Origin of the sequence: Acetobacterium sp., from assembly GCF_030652775.1 — a bacterium.
GTDB lineage: Bacteria > Bacillota > Clostridia > Eubacteriales > Eubacteriaceae > Acetobacterium.
This window is the reverse complement of the sequence record NZ_JAUSPS010000078.1, coordinates 1-22,510: the sequence shown is the minus strand read 5'-3', so window position 1 is coordinate 22,510 and position 22,510 is coordinate 1. Positions and strand designations below refer to the sequence as shown.

The 22,510-nt window shown below is 40.8% G+C and carries 16 protein-coding genes, 1 pseudogene and 1 riboswitch; of the genes and pseudogenes, 6 read left to right on the top strand and 11 right to left on the bottom strand.

What is annotated here, in order from left to right:
* Positions 1–224: 224 nt before the first annotated feature.
* Positions 225–452: a hypothetical protein gene (locus Q7J41_RS14510; protein WP_304889154.1), complete on the bottom strand. Its 228-nt coding sequence runs from the start codon at positions 450–452 to the stop codon at positions 225–227.
* A gap of 574 nt (positions 453–1,026) precedes the next feature.
* On the opposite strand from Q7J41_RS14510, the gene Q7J41_RS14505 reads away from it, so the two are divergent.
* Positions 1,027–2,880, top strand: coding sequence for a hypothetical protein (locus Q7J41_RS14505; RefSeq protein WP_304889153.1), 1,854 nt, complete (start codon positions 1,027–1,029; stop codon positions 2,878–2,880).
* 166 nt (positions 2,881–3,046) lie between these two features.
* Here Q7J41_RS14505 and Q7J41_RS14500 read toward each other — a convergent pair.
* From Q7J41_RS14500 to Q7J41_RS14465, 8 genes and pseudogenes are all read right to left on the bottom strand, one after another.
* Positions 3,047–3,324: pseudogene (locus tag Q7J41_RS14500) on the bottom strand (type II toxin-antitoxin system YafQ family toxin).
* A complete protein-coding gene (locus Q7J41_RS14495) occupies positions 3,321–3,593 on the bottom strand; it encodes a type II toxin-antitoxin system RelB/DinJ family antitoxin (protein ID WP_304889152.1) in 273 nt (90 codons plus the stop codon). Before Q7J41_RS14495 ends, Q7J41_RS14500 begins: the two are co-directional and overlap by 4 nt.
* Positions 3,594–3,901: 308 nt before the next feature.
* Positions 3,902–4,696, bottom strand: a complete 795-nt coding sequence (locus Q7J41_RS14490) for a transposase (RefSeq protein ID WP_304889151.1) — start codon at positions 4,694–4,696, stop codon at positions 3,902–3,904.
* 94 nt (positions 4,697–4,790) lie between these two features.
* A complete protein-coding gene (locus Q7J41_RS14485) occupies positions 4,791–10,583 on the bottom strand; it encodes a hypothetical protein (RefSeq protein WP_304889150.1) in 5,793 nt (1,930 codons plus the stop codon).
* A gap of 331 nt (positions 10,584–10,914) precedes the next feature.
* The gene (locus Q7J41_RS14480) at positions 10,915–16,317 is read right to left on the bottom strand and encodes a hypothetical protein (protein ID WP_304889149.1); all 5,403 of its coding nucleotides are present in this window, start codon (positions 16,315–16,317) and stop codon (positions 10,915–10,917) included.
* A gap of 406 nt (positions 16,318–16,723) precedes the next feature.
* Entirely contained in the window at positions 16,724–17,602 is an 879-nt protein-coding gene (locus Q7J41_RS14475; protein ID WP_304889148.1) for a hypothetical protein, read from the bottom strand.
* On the bottom strand, positions 17,602–17,901 hold the full coding sequence (locus Q7J41_RS14470; protein ID WP_304889147.1) for a DUF2085 domain-containing protein: 300 nt from the start codon (positions 17,899–17,901) through the stop codon (positions 17,602–17,604). Before Q7J41_RS14470 ends, Q7J41_RS14475 begins: the two co-directional genes overlap by 1 nt.
* Before the next feature lie 16 nt (positions 17,902–17,917).
* Entirely contained in the window at positions 17,918–19,549 is a 1,632-nt protein-coding gene (locus Q7J41_RS14465; protein WP_304889146.1) for a hypothetical protein, read from the bottom strand.
* Between the two features lie 478 nt (positions 19,550–20,027).
* Positions 20,028–20,110, bottom strand: a riboswitch (cyclic di-GMP riboswitch).
* 280 nt (positions 20,111–20,390) lie between these two features.
* Here Q7J41_RS14465 and relB point away from each other — a divergent pair.
* The 5 genes from relB to Q7J41_RS17815 all read left to right on the top strand — a co-directional run bounded on the left by relB (position 20,391) and on the right by Q7J41_RS17815 (position 21,965).
* Positions 20,391–20,603 carry a type II toxin-antitoxin system RelB family antitoxin gene (gene relB, locus Q7J41_RS14460; protein WP_304889145.1) on the top strand — a complete coding sequence of 71 codons (213 nt, stop codon included), beginning with the start codon at positions 20,391–20,393 and terminating at the stop codon, positions 20,601–20,603.
* A gap of 1 nt (position 20,604) precedes the next feature.
* Positions 20,605–20,865: a type II toxin-antitoxin system RelE/ParE family toxin gene (locus Q7J41_RS14455; RefSeq protein ID WP_304889144.1), complete on the top strand. Its 261-nt coding sequence runs from the start codon at positions 20,605–20,607 to the stop codon at positions 20,863–20,865.
* A 173-nt stretch (positions 20,866–21,038) separates the two neighbouring features.
* On the top strand, positions 21,039–21,296 hold the full coding sequence (locus Q7J41_RS14450) for a type II toxin-antitoxin system Phd/YefM family antitoxin (RefSeq protein ID WP_304889143.1): 258 nt from the start codon (positions 21,039–21,041) through the stop codon (positions 21,294–21,296).
* A 3-nt stretch (positions 21,297–21,299) separates the two neighbouring features.
* Entirely contained in the window at positions 21,300–21,632 is a 333-nt protein-coding gene (locus Q7J41_RS14445; RefSeq protein ID WP_304889142.1) for a type II toxin-antitoxin system RelE/ParE family toxin, read from the top strand.
* 195 nt (positions 21,633–21,827) lie between these two features.
* The gene (locus Q7J41_RS17815) at positions 21,828–21,965 is read left to right on the top strand and encodes a type II toxin-antitoxin system RelE/ParE family toxin (protein WP_370651020.1); all 138 of its coding nucleotides are present in this window, start codon (positions 21,828–21,830) and stop codon (positions 21,963–21,965) included.
* Here the strand turns inward: Q7J41_RS17815 and Q7J41_RS14435 are convergent.
* Positions 21,910–22,251, bottom strand: a complete 342-nt coding sequence (locus tag Q7J41_RS14435; protein WP_304889141.1) for a DNA-processing protein DprA — start codon at positions 22,249–22,251, stop codon at positions 21,910–21,912. The two genes, Q7J41_RS17815 and Q7J41_RS14435, sit on opposite strands and share 56 nt — an antisense overlap.
* 28 nt (positions 22,252–22,279) lie before the next feature.
* Positions 22,280–22,510 (bottom strand): hypothetical protein (locus Q7J41_RS14430; protein ID WP_304889140.1); only part of this gene is annotated, 231 nt, incomplete at its 5' end.

The window sequence follows — 22,510 nt, the reverse complement described above, 5'->3', positions numbered from 1 at the left end:
TTATCAGTAATTTTTTGTTTTGAGCGGTAACTTTTTGGAGCACTAGGGGACGGTTTTTCTTGTGTCATCTATTTTCGAAGCACTAGGGGACGGTTTTTCTTGTGTCCTCTATTTTCGGAGCACCAGGGGACGGTTTTTCTTGTGTCATCATTTTATTCAATAAAGGACACAAAAGAACCGTCCCCTTGTGCAGTCCCCTTGTGCACGTCAGTTTGTGCAGTTCATTACATGCCACATTCAAAACAATACTCAAATTGTTCTAAGGCGCTTGTCTGTTTCGGATCAACTAGTTTTATTAATAGGTTTCCTTCGTCGGTCTCAATTGATTTTACCATACAGTTCATTTGTTCCTGAGTAAGCGCCGCTTTTGAATCGAGTTTTTCTTTTACACCCAATGTTTCAAGTGTTAAACTTGTGTCAACAAATTTCAACAGATCTTTCAACTTCATCATAACCCTCACTTTTATTTATCTTTATTTTATAACCGCTTTAGTTTGGATCCTGTTCGATTATTTTTTCGAACAAATCCACAAATTTCGTGTTACTACTTCTAACTCTTTATACCACTACTGCTTTTATCTTTATTATATCGATAAACTTTTTATATTACAATATATCTTGGTGATTTTTCCTGCAAATTTTAGTCATCATTGATAGCGCTTTTATTGCCTACCATTTTACCTAGCAAAAAACTGGCTCAAAAAATAGATTTGCTTACATATGTCAAATTTTGCCAATAAATCCCATAAATTACGTTTAATAACGTTTTTCCAAATTAATCTCTCAAAACTTCGGAATTTAAAAATCTTTTGTCACACGAAAAGCCACATCTATCTTTTTGTTTTTTAAAGTGCTATAATGTAAAATGTTTATGCAAATTAAATACGGAGAACCGTTTGGTTCATCTGAAAGTTCTCAAGAAAAGAAAGATGATGAAAAGAAAGGAAGTGTTTAAAAAATAAGCTTATCGACGGTCTTTATAGAAGTTATTGGGGAAAAATGATTCAAAAGGAGAGGAATTCTGTTATGAGAAAATTGATTACCGGAAAATTAACTTCCGGACTGTTATGTGTATTCATGGTACTTTCGGTGTTTTTTTCAACCGGCGTTTTTGCTGCCAGCACAGAAGCTGATACGAGTGCTGATGAAACAAACACAGCAGCAGTAGAAGAAATCGGAGTTAAATATTGCGGCCACGTTCAAAACAAAGGTGACATGCCTTATGTTAACAGTCCGACACCACTGGGTACAAGAGGCGAAAGCTTACGAATCGAAGGATTTTGTTTTGATCTGACCGGTCCTGTACCAGCGGGTGCAAAACTGGTGTACCAGGTTCATGTCCAAAATAGAGGTTGGATGGCGCCAGTTTCAAGTGCTGATTTTGCTGGAACACGTGGTGAAAGCCTTCGCGTCGAATCCATCCGGATTAGCCTGGAAAACCTCCCCGGCTATGATGTTTATTATCGTGGACACGTCCAAAATGTCGGTGACATCCCACAAGCAAGTGGCGAATGGGGTTGGGTTAAAAATGGCGCAGACTTGGGAACCACCGGTTCATCGCTGCGTTTAGAAGAAATCACCGTTAAAATTGTTAAACAACCAACAACTACTACCACTTACGATAAAGCCGGAACCTTTGGTCCGGAAACCGGTAGTGAAGAAGTCGCTGGCGATGCAATTATTAATGTTCCTGACGTAACCCTTCAAAATCTTCATATCAAAGGTAACTTAACCATTGGTGAAGGAGTTGGCAGTGGTAATGTTACTTTAAACAACGTCACCGTAGACGGTGATACCTTCGTCAATGGCGGCGGTAAAAACAGTATCCATATTAACGGCGGCAGCTACAGCAAAATCGTCGTGCAAAAAACAGCCTCGGGTAATGTGCGGATTGTCGCAACCAATGTCGATGGACTTGAAGTTGTTATTTCTGAAAACGCCGCCGGCGAAGCCATTATCCTTGAAGGCGATTTCGCAGACGTAACCGTTAATGCACCCGATGTTAACATTTCAACCCAGGGTGATACCACCATTGGTAATATGACTGTTGGCAAAAATGCCACTGGTTGCGAAGTTACTTTGGCGGAGGGCACAAAAGTTGAAGATATGGTTCTCAACAGCGGCGCTGACGTAAAAGGTAAAGGAACCATCGATAAAGCCGAAGTCAATGCCGACAACGTAAAATTTGAAACCGCCCCAACCGAACAAGTCGTTGATCCGGGGGTTGTCGTGCCACCAGTTGTGGTGCCACCAGTTGTTCCACCAACACCAGGTGGTGGGGGAACTGATCCTTCAGTTGCTGCTTTGGCAGCTGTGAATGCGGCCAACACTGCAACTGCAATGCAAGATGCATTGGAAGATAATGCAAGTGCGCTAGGGTTATCAACAATTATGACAAAAACCTATACCTATGGCAATACTTTAACCTACAATGATCTAGATTCTGGAAGAATTACAGCCCTTGCTAATGATATGATCGCTAACCGAGGTAGCGGTTTCACTACAACTACTGCGGTTCAAAATATGTTTGATGATTTTACAGAAGCTCGTGTTACGATTGAATATCAATTAGGTCGAGCTAACACAGCGATAGCTGACCCTACTGCTTATCCAAATGGAGCTGACACAGCTTTTATAGATGATGTTATTCTTAGTTTAAATGGCCTTAGTAATCAAAGTCTAACTCTATCCGGTCAACCTGTAAGCACATTAAAAGCTGATTTAATAACAACGCGTAGTCTTTATAATCAAGCGAGCTTTACTACTGCAAAAAAAGATGCTGCCCGAGTTATTCTTTACCATGGTGGAACTAGTCCCTATCCGTATCAAAGTATGCGTAGCCTACTAGAAGCTATGAAAAGTGCATATTTAGCCGTTTAGCACTGACGGTGATCAGGGGGACGGTTCTCTTGTGTCCTTGATCTAACCATTCTCCATCCCAAAATTTAAGACTATCCAAGCATTCAGAGCCTGGATAGTCTTTTTACATTAAACCTCAACACGATCGGGGTTTTATTATCGGGGACGGAGTCTCCCTTATTGTTTGTTAAAAAAGTTCACTGTGCGTACCTGTCCGCACCAGTAACAGTACTCGTATATTGTCTTGAATTTTGTAAATCAGAAGCCAGTCAGGCTGAATATGACATTCTGTATATCCTACCCAATCGCCTACTAATACATGGTCTTTATTTTTTTCTGGAAGTGTTTCACCTTTTATAAGACTTGAAATAACCTTCTCTAGTAATTCCGGCTTGCAACCTCTTCTAATTGCAGCTTGTAATCCTTTTTAAATCTATTGGTTATTACGACTTCATAGTTTTTCAATTATTTAATTCCTCAAAAAGTTCTTCGACACTTGTAAACTTTTTTGTTTCTGGATCTTTTAATAATCTTTCACCTTCTTCAATAGCAGCAAGGGTTTCGATATTTGATGTTTCAAGTTTGATTTCAAAAGGAATTCTATGTTCTCTGATCGATTGCCTTAAAAACATATTAACCGCCGTCGTCATATCCAACCCAAATTCTGCAAACAATTTTTTTGCCTGTTGCTTAATCTCACTATCCATCCGGATATTCATACTTGTTTTCGCCATGTTAATGTTCCCCTTCCTTTTTACTAATCCATTATAGCACTTTATATGCCTATTATCAGCACAACAGATGTGTGCAAACGTAAATTACTGCGGGACTGATCAGGGGTGATCAGGGGGACGGTTCTCTTATAATCATTTTCCATCCCAAAATTTAAGACTATCCAAGCTTTCAGAGCTGGGATAGTCTTTTTTCGTTTTGCGCCGGTGTCAACACAATGGGGTTGTCCTATTCTTCTTGTTCTTCGTGTCCGTCGATATTTTTATTATTAAACAGTATCTTTAGTCTTCTCTTTAGCAAAGATCGCTTTTTAAGCCTTTCGAACGACACCAAAACTAATTCCGGTCAGCCGTTCAATCTGCCGGATGGACAAACCTTCATTTTTGCAGCTTATTAACACTTCATTCCGCTTTTGTTTTTCTAGTTGCTGAACATCTGAAAGGTTCATTACTCCTGCCAGTTGTTTGATCAAATCAATTGCCTCCGGATCTTTCCATCTTTTCTTTTCGTCAATTTCCAGACATTGGCTGTTTTCCTCAGCCTGATTAAAGCTTTCAAACTGTTCTTTTGCCGTTGCAAGGTCTTCCGAGAATAATCTCAAAATATATCGGGTTTCACAAAGTCCCCCATCGCTAAAATATTCGCGATAGCTGCTCCAGGGATAATCCATTGGATTGCCGCTAATCCCGGCCTTTACAGGATTTTGATGGATGTATCGAACCACCGTTAGCAGGTAAGCATCGTCTTCTACCGGTTCACTTTTGTAGCGATCCTGAAAGAGATGGCCGCTGCGATTGTATTTCCAGTTATACCAATAGACATAACTAGCGCCCAATCGCCTGAAGACGGTTCCCAGCTCCTCTTGGCCTTCTTTCATCAATAGATGAATGTGATTACTCATCAGGCAGTAGGCATAGATTTTATATCCGCTGATTTCCTGATATTCTTTTAATAGCTCCAGATATTTGATCCGGTCTTCCTTATCTTCAAAAATTACCTGACGATTAATTCCTCTAAATACGACATGATAAATAGCGGTCGCACTTTTTTCTCTGGCTTTCCTTGGCATCCGTTCATTCTCCTGCTTTTTTTCTAATCTTACCATGATTAAGCGCCATGCACAACACAAAAGAACCGTCCCCTTGTGTCCAAAAGCCCTGACTCTGAATGTAGAATCAGGGCTTTGTGTTTTAATGTTTTTAATAAATGCCAGTGTAGCTGATATTATCACCATGTACGTCTGGAGCTGTAAATGATCCGCTAATTCCTTTTACAATGGCACCGCCACCTTTGAGATCAACTGATGTTTGTATGCTTAATTTGGTTGTAATGCCGCTAAATGATGCCGCATCTTTACCAAAGCTGTATGATCCATTCGAAGCTTTTAATACCATTGCGACTCTGAAGTTTGTCATAAATTTCTCGATAGTCATATCAGTATCAATATTGGCTTTAATTGCATTGGTTAAAGCTGTGTTTGCATTACAAGGATCAGTAATTATCTGTTTGTAGATGTCTGTATTTTGCCCTTCTTCCAATTTCGCTTCTGCCTGTGTGCTCAGGTATTGGGAAAACAGATAAGACAGTGCATAGTTTGGCAGTGAATCACTGCTAGTCCAATCCATAACCGAGCGTCCGTCTGCAATCGCCGTTGAATTGTTGTAATAACTGATTCGACTTGATTGAACACCTTCGTAAAGATGTTCGGCAGCCAATGACAAGGCTTCATTCAGCCAGGTATCCATTTGACCTCCCTGGTCTTTGTTGCAGTTTAAATTGACCATGTGCTGGAATTCATGAGCCATTGTTGAATAACTATTGCCTAGGTTTTTTGCTGTTCCAATTAAAGGATCAGTATCAACATAGATCATGTCTAACTGATTTGAATTGGCACCATTATAAAGGTCATTGCCATTAAAGTATCCTCCGACATAACCGCCTGATCCAGTATAACCGTCTTGGATATCATAAACGAGGATGGCTACTTTTGAGTCATTATTCACATCAGGTGCTGCATAGAAGTTTGTTGTGATCAGGCCATAGATATTCTCATCAAACTCAGTTGCTAGTGTCTGAGCTTCTTCTGCGGTCAGTGCTGTCCCAGCAGCTTCGTTCTTGTCTACCCAAATCTCTGAATGGGTTCCAAGGTAAGCACATCGTGCTGTGATTGTTACATATTGTTGGGTTTCATAACTATAAGTGTAAAAACTCCGTTCATCGTTGACGTTTGCAACGACCATATTTGATTCCATGCTTGAGTTGACCAGTGGTTCGCCCGGTGATTGTGTTACCGGTATTTCAGGATTGATCCGGTAAGCTCCCTGGTCCAGGCCATCAATAATCTGAGAATCCATTGTGATATTGCTAAGTGTCCCGGTGGATTGGGTTGTTAAATTGAGGGATTCGTTTGTAACAACCAACTTATTACCAGAATAGACGCTTCCGGATAAATCGACATTGGCAATGGCTGATACTTCCGAAGATTCTGCACTGTCGTTATAGCCGACTGCTACTGCTTTTATGACAAAGTAATAGGTTTGACCTGGTATCAGACCAATCGCCTGATAGGTTGTGTTTGTTACGCCATTGGCTATTTCTGTATAGTCTGTTCCAATGGTAGTTGATCGATAAATTGTATAAGACTGGGCATCAGTGGCCGCATCCCAGGTTAATGTTATGAGCTCACTTCCCGCATCAGCAACCAGGTTGGCTGGGGCATCAAGTGATGGTGCCATAGTGATGGTATACTCCGCTTTGCTGTTATCTTGGGCCGTTACTTCAATCTTCATGTCAGGGGTCACGTCCGTGTTGGTTTGATCGGCCACTGCTGAACCACCTGTACCGGTTATAATTTCCGCTGTCGCATTTTCCGATACGGTTAGACCCGACTTTAAAACACTAACCTTGGTACCAACTGGCACACCAGTTATGTTACCAACGGTTAAGGTACCAACGGTGGTGGCCGTGATTGCTTTTTCACTGCTTAATGTTGGTGGTGTACTATTAATCGTGACTCCGGTTGCTTGCATGGGTGTTACACTTAAACCGGTGGTCGTACAGTTGTTGATTTTACAGACTTTGAAAATTGCCCCTTCACTGATTCCGCTAATGGGCTGAGTTGTGTGATACATGGTAATGATGTTATCCGTAATCTGACTGCCTTTAAATATAACGGTGCTGGATGATCCAACGCCCGAACTGCCAAAGATCCGAACTGCATAAATCTCGTCAGCCGTTGCATTTTCCGGTAGCGAGATTTCTACATTATTTAATTCATTTCTTGCGACAGCTATTGCCAATTCCGATCCTGCTTTTGTCAGTGTAAAATCAATCGTAAAAGAGGCTTCGTTTTTTTGATAATCACTGTTTTCGGCAACATCGCTAATTACCTTTACTTTGTTAAACGCTTTTGTTTCATTCAGATTGATAGCTAAAGCGGACATATCAATTGATATTGTGGCCTCATTTGTGATTGCAGGCTGGGCTGTATAATCCCATGTTTGCCCATTATCGGATGAAAACATGATCTGATAATTCTGAATACCGATTTTATCGGTTGGTTGATCAAAGTATAGGATCGATGTTCCATTTAAAACTTCAAACCGTGCATTTTTAACGACGCCGACGAGATTTTCGTCTTCTTCATATGCGCCAACCGTTAAGGCCAGGGCATCACTGTCCATATTCGTTCCGTTTTTGTATACCACATAATAAGTGGCTGCCGGCAGATCCGTTGCATGAGTTAAAGTCACTGTGGTTCCACTAAACGTTACGGTTACACCCACTGCTTCGGTGGTACAGGTTTGATCGTTATAGACTTTCCATGTTCCATCGGTATGGATGGAGGTCAGGATAAAACCAACACTTGTTTGTGTTTGCGCAGTTTTTGCTACGGTGGTTGTATCCGCTGTCGGCGTTGTGGATTTTACCGGCGTAATATCGGTAAACATCACGCCACCCGCCTGAAGAGGGGTTACGTTTACGGAGCCGGTACTGGTGTTAGTAACGGTTGCATCTGACCCTTTGACGATCTGAATGCGGGCATCTGCCGGATAGGGTGTGTTAGTGCTTCTAAACTCAGCGGTTGTTGAGTTAATCCAGTTGGGTTCACCCATCATATATTCTGTAATGAGCGTACCATTTGCTCTTTTCAGTTGGCAGAAATAGGTTTCACCTTCCTGTTTTACAGCTGTCATTATGGCTTGAACCGCCCCATTATTATAGGTTGCGATAATCGGCAGTGCTTGATCAGCTTTGTTAATGGTCAGGCTACAAGGCATTTCAAATGAGCTATCCAGATAGCCTGTTTCTGCGACACTGATTACTTTAATCTTATTAATGGTTGTCATTCCTTCTAACCGATAAGATATCCGGGTCAAGCTTAAACTTAGACAATCGCTTGAAAAATATGGATCGTCGGCTACCAGCGCTGTCGTTGCTGTCGCCCATGTCTGGCCATCGTTACAGGAAACTAACATTTGAATCCTGTTAATCCCTGTCAAATCACTGGGTTCGTCAAAATTAATCTGCAGATCTCCGTTCAATGCGACCAAGGTTGGTGCAGTTACTGCACTGACTGCGGTAGGTTCTTCAGAATAGGCCGAAACGGTTAATACAAGGGCATCACTGTCAGTACGGGTCCCGTCATTGTATACCACATAATAAGTGGCTGTCGGCAGATCCGTTGCATGCGTTAAAGTCAGTATAGTACCGCTTAATGCTGCCGATACGCCTGTTGCTGCCGTTGTGCAATCAGCATTCGAGAATACTTTCCAGGTTCCGCCGGAGTGGTTGGAGGTCAGTGTAAAGTCTGCCGTTGCCTGTGTTTGCACAGTTTTTGCTACGATGGTCGTATTTGCTGTTGGTGTTGTTGATTTTACTACCGGTACCATGGTAATGGTGTACGTTGCTATGCTGTTATCCTGAGCGGTTACTTTAATGACCATTGTTCCAGTCACGTTAGTATTTTCCGGATCAGTAACGGCTAGTGCCCCTGGGTCACTTGATGCCGTAATCTCACAGGTTGCATAGGGTGACAGGGTCAAACCGTCTTTTAAAGTTTTGACCTTTGTTCCAACTGGTACCGCTGTAATATTACCAGCGTCCAGGGTTCCTATGGTTGTGCTGGTGATTACTTTATCACTGCTCGACACTGCTGTTTGTGCTGTGTTAACATTGACAGTTATCTGAACTGTGATCGGTGTTGTTTGATCCCGATAACCGGTTGGCATTGTCCAAACTGCGGTTAAGGTTTTGGCTCCCGTAGTTGTTCCGTCAAACGTACCGATCCAATTTGTGATGGTTGCCGATGCTGGCGTGGTACCGTCTGTTACGGTTACCTGGGTGGGTAATTTACCGCTTGCTTTAAGTGATGCAAGATCTGTTAAATTTTCGTTACTGCTTATAGTGATGGTTGTTAACGGCGTAAAAGCAGTAATTTCTTTTAGGTTTGTAATCGCACTGGTGGCCACACTGGTTTGTGTTCCTGTATAGTTTCCATTTCCCGTTATTACAACTTTAATATATTTCGTCGCATCGCCACTCTGTAAAACATAAGTTTTTGAGGTAGCTCCGGTAATGGCTTCATATGTTCCAGTCACTGTTGTACTTCTCATCCACTGGTATGCTCCAGTTGCGTTTGTTGGATTTGGTGTTGCTGTTAATGTTGATCCGACATTCTGATCACCAATAATTGATACGCCAGTGATTGCTGTCGTAGTTGGTGTTCCACCGCCACCTGGCGTTGGAGTGACTGGTGGTGTGACCGGTGGTTTCTCCTCTGGGGGGGTGACCACCGGCGGAGTTTCTACCTCTGGCGACACATCTTGTTTCTCCGGTGCTTTTTCAAACGTTACGCCATCAGAATTAACTTTGGCCTTTTCGACTGTCCCTTGTCCTTTAACGTCGACTTCTGCGTCCAATACCAGATTTTCGACTTTTGTGTCTGCATCTAAGGTGACTTCACTACCTTTGGCCGTTTCACCCAGATTCATCTGCTTAATGGCAGTATCGCCTTGAGTCGAGATTTTTACATCTGGCGCATCAACCTGGACGTTTTCAAATTTACCTTCAAGAATGATTGATTCGCCTTTGGCATTTTCCGAGATAACAACTTCCAGCCCTTCGGCATTAGTTGCCACGATCCGCACCTGGCCACTGGATGTCTGCTGGATGGTAATCTTATTGTAATCGCCACCGTTGATGTGGATACTGTTTTTACCACCACCGCGGATATAGGTTTCGCCATCAACAGTAATATTGTTCAACGTCACATCCCCTTCGCCAACGCCTTCGCCGATGGTCAGATTACCCTTAATATGGAGATTCTGCAGCACCACATCCGGCGTATTAATGACGACATCGTTGTCAATCGTTTCAACACCAGTCTCTGGCCCATAGGTACCCGCTTTATCATAGGTTGTGGTCGTGTCAGGCTGTTTGACAATTTTAACCTGAAGTTCCTCAAGCCGCTGACTTGAACCGGTGGTTCCCAGTTCTTCACCGTTTTTCTTCCAGCCCCATTCGCCGTCAACAAGTGGTGTATTTCCAACATTCTGGACATGGCCACGATAGTAAACATCGTAACCTGGCATATTTTCGAGATTGATTTTAATGGATTCCACCCGTTGGCTTTTGCCGGCAGTTCCGGCAAAGTTGCCGTTTTTGACTGGTGTCATCAAGCCTTCATTCTGAACATGAACTTCATAAACAATGTTGGCACCCTCTGGTACATTGCCTGTGAGTTCGATCCAGAAGCCTTCAACCCGAAGCCCCTGACCTCTGGTTCCCAATTCACTTGGGCCAGCTACAAGACTTCCTTCCGGTTTTGGCATATTGCCATAATTTTCGACATGCCCACGATAGGCAACACCAATGTCCTCCACATTGGTATTCTCACCTGCTGCCATCACCCCGGTCGCTAAAAACACGAAAGCTAACAGCATCATACCCAACATTCCCGTGGTTACAACGCACTTAAATTCCTTCTTCATCACACACATTACCCTTTCTCTTTCAAATTTAGGTCTTTTTTTTGATTTTATCATGGAAATGCATAGAAAACAACGTGTGGCATATGGTGTGACAAATAAAATCTAATTATATGAAAATTAATTTTCTTCCCATAGGGTGACGAATGCACATGTTTTTATAGCTAGTTAAACACAATATTACAGACCCACTGTGTTTAATGTGTCAGCTTCCTGTGCCAACAAAAAAATGAAAAGGGTCGGTTTTCTGTTTTATACAGATAAACCAACCCCTTATCGTTTGTTACTCGCTGCTCACTAATAATGCAGGTCGCTAGAAGTGTTCACCATTTCCTTAAACTACTGGATCAACTACTTCTAATATAAAACTTGTCTCTGCGTTGCCATTGTTTGAACTATCAAAAATGGTATCAGCGGCTACTTTAAATGTGAAAGTACCCGTTAAACCGGCTATACCATTCGTTCCATTTGGCTCAATAATTAACTGATTCTCAATAGAACCTTCCCGGTAGATCTTGCCGTATATGGTTCCTTCTTGAATTCCCGCACCAGACATTGTCACCACTGCCCCTTCATCAGATATTGCGCCATTCTTAAATGTGACATTTTCATTTAAATCAACTACAATTTGAATGGTCAGCGAATCTTTGTTTAAAGCCAATGTCAACGGGTTCCCTGTCGCTTTAACTTTGGTGGCTGGGTTGTTATTTAGTACCGCTGTCAATGCCGTCATCGTTGGCTTTTCAGTATCTGGCGCCAGGACATTGAGGTTAAATGACGTTGCTTCATTTCCCAGTCCACCGCCAGTAAAATTAATAGATGACGGTAACAGGATATTGCTACTATCATTGTCGACCAGATCACACACCAGATTTTCGGGAATCGCAAATGTCGTTAAACCCAATTTTCCAGCTGTACCGATTCCAGTACTGGCCGGCGTAATCACAACGATGGTACTGTCATTTTGATCCGTTTTAATATCACCATACGCTGTTTCGGTACCGGGAATAAGAATCTTGGCACCATTACTGACAGTGACAGGTTCGTTCATTTTAACCCGAATTTCACTGGTAACTGAATTTTGTTTCACCTCCAGTTCATATGCGCCGGTTGTTTCGTTTTTGTTTGCATTAACAGGATTTCCATCCACGGTTGCTTCAATTCCTATAACAAAAGGTTTTGTCGAATCGGTAACCTTCAATAACGGTGAATTTAAGGTGCCACTTATGTAATTACCTACCATACTTCTGACCGGATTACCAGCCTCATCGGTGATTGTCCCTTCCGGAACATTAAATGCAAAGTATCCAAGCTTATCCAGTGTCGCCATTGCCTCTGAAGAAGGTGTGATTTTAATCTTTGTATGTGTTTCATCGACATACGAAATATTCCCATATTCACACAATACGTCATCAACGCTGATTTTTAAAACCGGATTTTCGCCCAGTATCACTGTTTGCGGAGCCGACAGAGAGTTTTCGTTTTGATTGTTAACCATCTCAAAAATGAGATAATCAACAATATCGTAGCGTTCCAGGAAGACAATCCCCGTCGAGCCATCCAGTTTTTGTTCTCTACCATCTTTTAGAACAACCGTCGCATCCCCGACAAATGGACCATTTTGCACCTTTTCATTTGTACTTTCAAGCGTAATACTGCCTAATTTATTCAGGTAATAATACGCATCCCCCTTAACCAGCAACGCTTCCGCCGTGATTGATAAATTTGTTTTCAGGTTCTGATCAGTTACCTTTATTTCAAATCCCCCGGTTTGATTTCTGGCTAATTGGTTCACACCCAGGGTCGTTTTCAGTAAATCTGATAATCTGATTTGGGTACTATTATTATCTGTTACCATCGTGCTGTCAACAGGCACAGACACCCCAAAAGCATTGATGGTCACTTTTTCATCGTCAGCCAAAGGCCGACTCAGACAAATCATTGTATCAGAATAAAAATCATTTAACGCTAATTTTTCGTTATTTGTCAATTTGTCCAAATAATCAACTGAAATTTTATCTCCATCTGACACTAAGGAGATATTGTTTTGGTACGCATCGAAAAACCATGGCGAAATGCTAAATCCAATCCCAGTATTAGCACGGTATACCCAGGTGCCATCACCCTTGACCAAGCCATTCCAGGCTGCAACACCAATAGGCGCATTGAGATTTACTACTGAAAGACTTATTTTAATGTCTTCCCCTTGCTCTGTAGCCAGCGGTGCTTTATTGGCAGAAACTCCCAACAAATCTGTCAATCCAATTCTGTTATCTGCCCATTTATTAAAAGCGTTACTTGTAATATCCTTTACCGCTCCATAAGCGCTCACCTTGATTGTTTCGCCAACTTCTAATGGCCGATCAAACGAAATCATGGTATCGCCATAGAGGCCTGCCAAATTTTCACTATTTTCATTCGACAATCCACCCTTATGGGTTATTGTAAAACCTTGATTGTTATCTGGAAGGATTTCAACTGAATTTTCATAAGCATCAAAACCTGGTGGGTTGATTGACATTCCGGTATCGTTACCCAGATATTCAACATCACCGTCTTTGACAAGAATTGCCGTCGCTGATACATTTAGCTGTTTTTCAAGGGTATTTGCCATTACGGCAATCTCAAATGAACCCTGCTGTTTTACTGCCAGGTTAGCATCTCCCAACTCAATGTTCAACAGTTTTGATAGCAGGTAGCTTCGCATTCCGCTGTCTTCAGCTGGTGATTTGTTGGAGATGACAACATCATCATTGTTAAAAGCCTTGACCGTCACCGTTTCACCTTCTTCTAGCGCTCGGTCCAGATAAATCACGGCATCGGCATAGTAGCCAGCCAATTTTGCCTGTACATCAGGCGATAAGCCACCCTTATAATTTACCAAGAATTTATTATCCTTCGAACTCAATTCAAGGCTATCACTGTAGGCTTTAAAACTCGCTTGATACAGTGACAGGCTTGTTCCATTATTGAGATATACATCCTCATTATCTTTGATAAGAACTGGATTTGCATATATTTGGATATTGCGATTCAAATCATCAGTCGAAAACGCAATCACATCATCACCCAACTTTGTAGCCGCATCCCGGGTGACGCCCAGCAGATCTGATAGTCTGATCTCTGTTCCTTTTATCATCCCTTTCGTCAGTGTTTTCGTCAGTGTTTTCGTATTATCAAGCGCTGAGACGGTAATCGTTTCATCTGCTTCAAGTTCACGGCTCAGATTGAATATCACATCTGCTTGACAATTTGCTAAACTCGTTACTGTTGATGGAGATAATTTTCCTTTATAACTCACAACTATTTGCGAATTTTCAGTTGATACCGAAACCGAGTCCTTATACTCATCCTGCCAGGTTGGGTAAATAGACATGCCATACATCTTTCCAGTATTGATTATTTCAGCATTTCCCCTGATCAGAACAGCCTCGGCCCAGATATAATTAGCTGAATCTACTTTGGGCTCTTTAAACGCTATCTTGTGACTACTCTGCGGGTTGACTGCCAGATTGGCTGAATTCAAAACAACCTTCATCAGTGTCGAAAGGCGAATCTCGGTTTTATCTTCATTCTCCATAACCGTACTGCTGGTCAAGGTCGCCTCTTTTCCCAACCCTGTAATTTTGATTGATTCGCCTGCTGCCAATGGGTGTCCAAGACGAATAACCGTGTCGGCATAATAACCGTCCATAGCCTGTTTTTGTGCCACGGTCAGATCTCCCGCATAATTGAATCCAAATTCAGAATTTTCGTAATCTACCGTAATTAAATCAGAATAGGCTTCTAACCAGAAAGGCCGTAATTTAATTGCATATGCATTGGTAAAATTCTTGAAATACGTCTCCCCATTTTTACTGGTGCAGGGGCATACCGAAATATATCGTTCAGTTTTTGTGCTGATATCTTTGACGGTAATCGTAAATGTCGACTTCTGATTTTGAACTTGATCATCATTTTCCAATTTATTGCCCAGTAGTTTAGACAACAAAATTTCTTTTCCGTTGAAGTCTCTATTTGTTACTTGTTTTGTAATACCGTCAACCGTTAATTCCAAAACTTCACCATCCGCTAGCGGCGTATCGACTAAGATTGCCAAATCTGCATACAATCCACTTAAAAGACTTTTTTGAATCGCTGTCAACTGATCCGGATAAGTGACCGTCCAGGTATTACCTTCAGCCCTGAGTTCTGGTGTATAGGAACGCAATGCTTCCATATATGCATTTGCCTGCACATCATTTTGTGCAAGCTTGATCCCTTCAGTAACTGCCGCCTGAATTACTGCTTTATTTGCAAAACCATTCTTGTCGAGGAGCGTCTGAACCACAATACACTCCCCAATATAATCTAATTCTTCAAAACCTGTCAGATCAAGGCCTAATCCATTTTTCCATAATAGATCCACCATCGCAACGTTGTTTTTAGCATTATTAAACTCCGCCACCTTCAGATCTTCTGCTGAAGGACCCGATGGCGTCGGCTTCGGATCCGGTTTTACCGGTGTCGGCGGTGTCACAACCGGTGGTACCTTAACCTCCGGTGCGATTGTCTCTTCGACCGGTTTCTGTTCAAAGGTAACATCATCCGAATTGACATTAGCCTTTTCAATGGTTCCTTCACCTTTCATGTCAACGCTTGTATTTAAATCGATCTTATTAACGGTTGTCTTTTTATCCAGGGTAATTTCTGATCCCGTTGAACTTTTACCGACAACCATTTCTTTGATGGTGGTGTCGCCCTGGGTGGAAATCTTGACATCCGGAGCATCAATCTGGACATTCTCAAAGGCGCCTTCGAGGATAATATCTTCGCCCTTGGCAGCTTCAGAAACCACAACTTCCAGCCCTTCGGCATTGGTTGCCACGATCCGCACCTGGCCGCTGGACGTCTGCTGGATGGTAATCTTATTGTAATCGCCACCGTTGATGTGGATACTGTTTTTACCGCCGCCGCGGATATAGGTTTCGCCATCAACGGTAATATTGTTTAACGTCACATCCCCTTCGCCAACGCCTTCGCCGATGGTCAGATTACCCTTAATATGAAGATTCTGCAACACCACATCCGGCGTATTAATGACGACATCGTTTTCAGTCGTTTCAACACCAGTCTTTGGCCCATAGGTACCCGCTTTATCATAGGTTATGGTCGTGTCAGGCTGTTTGACAATTTTAACCTGGAGTTCCTCAAGCCGCTGACTTGAACCAGTGGTTCCCAGTTCTTCGCCGTTTTTCTTCCAGCCCCATTCGCCATCAACCATCGGAGTATCGCCCACATTCTGAACATGACCTCGATAGTAAACATCGTAACCTGGCATATTTTCGAGATTGATTTTTATGGATTCCACCCGTTGGCTTTTACCGGCTGTTCCGGCAAAGTTACCGTTTTTGACTGGTGTCATCCAGCCTTCATTCTGAACATGGACTTCATAAACAATGTTGGCCCCCTCCGGCACATTGCCGGTGAGTTTGATCCAGAAGCCCTCAACCCGGAGACTCTGACCTCTGGTTCCCAGCGCTTCAGGCCCAGCTACCAAACTTCCCTCTGGTTTTGGCATATTCCCCTGGTTCTGGACATGACCCCGGTAGGCCACGCCAATTTCCGTTGTTGCCGTTTTATCCACCACCTCGTTTGCAGCAAACACACTCGTGGAAAAACAAATGGCGGCCATCATAATTAAAAACAGCAACCCAACTTTGATCCGTTTGAATTTCTCTTTCATCGCTTTTTTCATAATTTTCCTTTCACATTTCAAACATTGAGTGATTAATTAACGTTAACTCGTTGGTCAACTAATTTAAGCGGCATAGCCTCCTTTACTGCAATTTGTTTAGAATTTATGTCTTTTTTCCTGAAGTAAATGATTTATTGAATCTTAGCATAGTAAATCAGACAAAACAACGTGTGGCATATTGTGTGCCAAAACTATTTTCATTTTTTTGTTTTTTTACATAAATTATCTCTGGATGTTGATTTTTGATAATTAAAAAAGCTTTGTAACAATAGTCTAAACAGACTATTGTTACAAAGCTTTGCTCTTAATGTCAGGCACAAAACGTTTAGAGCGAGATGGCACCAAAACCTTTTTAGAGCGTGGCACCACTCACCATAGTTTTTACTTTATGATTTTAACTCAACACCTACCAGTTAAAATCCAGTACAGTGTTAACAAATGCAGAAGCGATATCACTAGCAGACGAACTTGATGAACTTATTGAATTTGATGAATTTGATGAACCTATCGTTATTTTATTTTGACTATTTATTTCTTTTAAAGCGTTCAATGCCTCATCATACTCTTTTATAACCTCTTCTGATGCAAACTCATCAAACAAATCCCAGTTACTCTCAAGGTACGCAATTGCCTTAGCAACAGTCATTGTATTGATATGCGTCTCTACAATATACTTGCAAACATAGGCTTCATGATCCCTAATACTTTGAATATCTTCCTGATAAGTTGTCGTTACATATTCAGAAGACCCCAAATCCTCTACCAACTTAACAAAATACAAGGCCTCCTCAGCCGAATACTTTCCACCTGCATTGTAGTTATCAATAAACTCCCCGACTAGAAGCACATTCTTAGCATAAGTCAACTTTTCTGTCTCTTCATTTACGTCACTCGCACTGAATAAAAAGCTTAAAAAGTTATCATCCATAACATTCAATAACTGTGTTTCTGTATTCTCAACAATATCTATCGTCACATCAGTTTTAATAATTGTCATTGCTCTGTCTTCAAATAAAGGTTTAATAATTCGTCTTGCAATATTTTCCGGCTGATTGTACTGATAAACGCCAATAAGTGTAATTAAAGTAGCAGCAACAAGAACCGCAAGGATTACTTTCCTAATAATCTGTGCATTTCTCTCCTGTTGCCAATCTTTTAAATTTTTACCTTCCGCTTCACCCCCATTTTGTGTATCTTGTTTACTCCCGCTATTCTTCGGTTTCCAACTATTAACCTGTTGACTTCCACCACTCCCTGTAAACCATTCATCATTATTTCCTGCCATTAAAAAGCCTCCTTCAATAATATTAGAAACAGATTTGCAAACCCTATACCGAATAATAACCCTGTCCCTATTCGTTTAATGTTATTTGACTGGTATTTAGTAAGCAACTGTGTGAGTCCATCTAATAACAAAGGTATTATAGACAATAGACTGAATAAAAGAGATATTTTGAAAAACACCCCTAATATCAACCCTAAATAGATCCCTGTACATCTTGCACATACTGGAAACTGGTAACCTTTTATAAAAAAGCTTCTCGACCCAAGCTGATGACACCCTAATAGATGTCCCAACTTCATCGTCCAAATCCAGAACTTAAAGCATCTCATACACTTCATATCGTCCATCTGTACGCTGTACTGTCAACTCACCCTGATTGTACATATATAAGTTATTGTTATAGACATACAAATCATCAATACCTCTTAACGGGTATAAGAAGACCGGTCTTTCTCCTTCTTTGATAGAAAATACTCCATTCTCTGTTGAGAAATATACCACCTCTTCCGTCACATCATAATTTACTACCTGAGTGATAATTTGTTCCATCCCTGAATGTTTGTTAAATCGATACAGATAACCTTTTACCTCGGTATAGAAATATTCACCATCCCATTTAAGATTACTAATCGGATATTCTAATTCACAATACATATCCGCAGCTCCACCCAACACAGTAGTGTGATATAATGCATACTTAGATAATCCTTTACCTATCTTGGTGCAATAGAACAACCCTTTCTCTGTCACAATATATGCTGTTACGATTGAAGGTACTAACACATCCAACTCATATGGGTTGTTAAGATCTGTCATCACAAGATTGTTACGCGTGAAATCTTTACTGCTCTTACGGATAATAACCCGATCTCCCCATATTTGAAAGTCTTTTACACAAGTAATATTTATTCCAAAAGACTCCGTTGTACTACCTTTAACCTGCATTATCTGATAGTCAATTCCTAATCCAGTCTTTTGTTTGATTGCAGATGTGACCTGTGACATACCATCCAGTAAATCCTTCGGCTTAAACGCCCCCGTTATAGCACTTTTAAGTGGTTTTTTATAATAAATAAACCCTTTATGACTAACAAGATTATCACTGTCAATACCTAAGTTAACGGTCTCATCGCCACAAACAAGGGTATAATCTTTAATATAATACCCCTCTTGTGTTACTTTTCGGTCAACCCCTGTACTGATTTTTGAGGTTTCTAATTTCAACACTGCACCATTATCTTCATCTTTCAATAATCGATCAGCACAACATACATATCGCATCAATTTAACCAGATCATGATCTAAGGCCTGCTCAAAGTCCGTATACCCTGTATTGGTGTATACACCATACTCTGTTACGAACATCACATTACTTAATGCAACTCGCTCATCCGACAAATACAATACCAAGTTTGTCATTACAATCCCACTATTGAAGTTTTCATCATAAGCCAAACAATAAATGATATTTTCATTCGGCTTTAATGATGCGGTAATCCCCGCTACCTTATACATCATCCCATTTGTCTTACGGTAAGCCTGTGAGTTTTCACCCATAATAACACGTTCCTGATACTGATACTCAATATCACCACGTAGATTGTCAATATGATTCAGAAGCTGTTCTTCATACTCATTAACAGCTTCTCCCAAATCAAGACTGTACTTATACGGAATATTCCGACTGTTTATCTCTTCCAGTTTCTTTCTCTCAGCTTCTACCCGTTTTTGCTGTTCTTCATAATCAGATGCTTCAGCCTGACTTCTTCTTAAATCTGATGCCATACCCTTTGTTGAGGTAAACTTGTTCCCACAACCACCACAAACCCAGTATTGTTTTTCACTGACACCACCATTTATACCCATAATCAGTGCGCCAATCGGGCCACAAATTACCCAACCACAGCACGCTTTAGATATACTATTCGTCTGTACAGTTTTATCCACATACTGACAATTGTCTCCACCACATCTCGGACATTTCAAACGTCTTACCTCTTATTCTATAATTTGTTTATTTCCAAAACTTCGTTTCACCTTTTTATGACACAACTACTAAGATCCACAAAAAGACCACGGTTATAAAACCAATCGCTGCAATTAGTACCGCGCTTAAAAACCGAGTTCCTCCACTTTGCCAACCGCCTGATAACTTATTTATCGCAAAGATCATAGCAACTAAAATTAGCAATACAAAACAATATAACAAAAACAAATATCCCATCTAAATCTCCCTTAATCATTTATAAAAATTGCGCTCAAAAACCTTGGATATTAACGAAAAAGCGAGCAGACCCATCATATTTTGTATTAATTTAATAACTATAAAGTTGTTCATCTGATCATTGTATTCATGTTGAACGTGATAAATTATAAAGCTACTTATTTCTAAACAAAGAAAACAGATATGTAAACCATACCTGTAAAATGCAACTGGCTGGCTTTCCATTTGGTTAAGTCCCTATAGCTTTGCGTCATTACTTTTCAGCAATTTTGCCGTTATTCAATTTTTTAATCGATACTTCTAAATATTTAATGTTTGCACTATATGGTTTCTATTATACCTCTTTGCTTCTTTATGCGCAATATAATGATCGCAGTATTCAATATTTATTATATTCAGTATTTCGTTTATTAAACTTATATGAATTCCTATTGGTGTCTGGCGCTAATACAATACGTACAATACGTAGCCATAACACACAAAACCTAAAACCTAAACCTTGACAAACACATGCATTTGCATTACAATGTATTACATTAAGGAATTTATTCGGAGGTGATACAAATGAGCACAATTTCAATTCGTCTTTCTGAAAAAGAAGATTTACTGGTTAGAAACTACGCAAAAATGCATTGCTTATCTGTTTCTGATTTAATCAGAACATCCGTGATCGAAAAAATTGAGGATGAAATTGATTTAAAGCACTTTGATGAGGCTTTAGCTAATATGAAAAAGACCTATTCACTTGATGACGTAAAGAAAGAATTAGGCTTGTAATATGTTCGAAGTTGAGTTTTCTGACATTGCTCTTAAAAAGTTAACGAAAATGGATCGCTATCAATCATCCTTATTAATTGGCTGGATTGAAAAGAACCTTGAAGGTTGCAATGATCCCAGGTTGCATGGAAAACCATTAACTGCTAATCACAAAGGAAAATGGCGATATCGCATTGGTGATTATCGCATCCTTGCTTTAATCGAAGATAATAAGATAAATATCATTATCCTTGACGTGGGTCATCGAAGTGAGATTTATTAAAGCAAGCACCTAATTGGCTGTTTGCAACGGATGGATGAAATTTGATCCTTTGTTTTTATGAGATTTAATACATGTTAAGAGAGTGGCACCGCCACCCTCGGAGTTGGGCAAGGAATTACTTGACCATATAACAAAATACGTGTATAATTTTGTTATATAAGGAGGTGTTTATCATGCCCACAATCAAATCCAGTGCTGAACTACGAAACAATTACAATGAAATCTCAAAATTCTGTCATAATTATTCAGAACCCGTTTTCATTACCAAAAACGGAAAAGGCGATCTTGCCGTAATGAGCATTGAAGCCTACGAGGAAATGAACAGCCGCTTTGAATTATATGGACTAATAAAAGAAGGAATGGATGATATTGCAAATAGCAATACCCGTATCTTCTCTGAGGCAATCTCTTCCATCCGGAGCAAACGCTAACAGATGATCTATGAAGTATCCATCACAGCTGCCGCTGAACGAGATATTTTAAGAGCCTCAGACCATATCGAATTCGTTCTCAAAAATCCCAACGCTGCCGATGACCTACTAGACGAAACTGAAGCACTGATCAACTCCCTTGCTGACTTTCCTAATAAATTTAAGCGAGTGGATGATCCGGTTTTAGCTTCATGGGGAATCCATTTTGTCATTGTAAACGGTTACCTTGCTTTTTACGTTATATCAGAAGAAACACATCGGGTTACCGTTGTGCGTTTTTTGTTTCAGAAAAGCAACTGGACAGCCATCCTGGGCCACGGTTTCTCAATTTTGTAAAAAATACTTCTCAGTGGCGTAATCCGCTCCATCTGTAAAGTATTCTTCGTAGCAATCCTACATGGGCAAGGTTATTCTGGTGAAAAGTTACTTTCTGAATTTAAAAAAATTACGCATCAGGTTCGACCTGCGATAGAAAAAATTATCGAAGAATTGGAGAAGCTAAAACCGGTGACTTAAAAGGGCTTTATTGCCTTGATCTGTATCACAAACCGGACAAACTATGAACTCGCCTACCACATATCTCAATTAGAAAATGGTAATATCATTGTCATAATCATGGCCGGGACACGTGAAAACTTCTATCAAGAACTAAAGCGTTATTTGAAATAATGGTGCCACTTCCTACAATCTTTGCCCGGAAAACATTAGTTCTTTTCTTGCCCTCAGAGAGTAGCACTGCCACGTTTGAACGATAAAGCTCATGGGGTGGTACCAGAACCTCGTGCCCTTGCATTTTGGCGTATTGCGCAGTAATAAGTGCGCCGCTTTTCTGTGCGGCTTCAACAACCAGAATTTTTTCACTCCAGCTGCCAATCAGAAGATTTCTGCGTGGGAAATGTTCCGGTCTGGCCTTCATCTTTGGTAAATACTCCGAAATCACCGCTCCTTTTTCCACAATCTCAGCCTGCAATTCCCGGTGTTCTTTAGGGTATGTGACATCCAGGCACTGCTTTGGCCGTACTGGGATAAAGCAGATCATCATAAACCAGTATTTTTATTTCTTTTTGTTGCAGCTCATCTAAAATTGAAAAAGCTCCATCCAATGAATGAGCTTTCTGTATAGACTGTGCTAAAATTGGTCCAATCACACCGATAGATCGTAATTCCTCTTCCGATGACGTAAAAATGCGATCGGGCGTTCCAAAATACTGCAG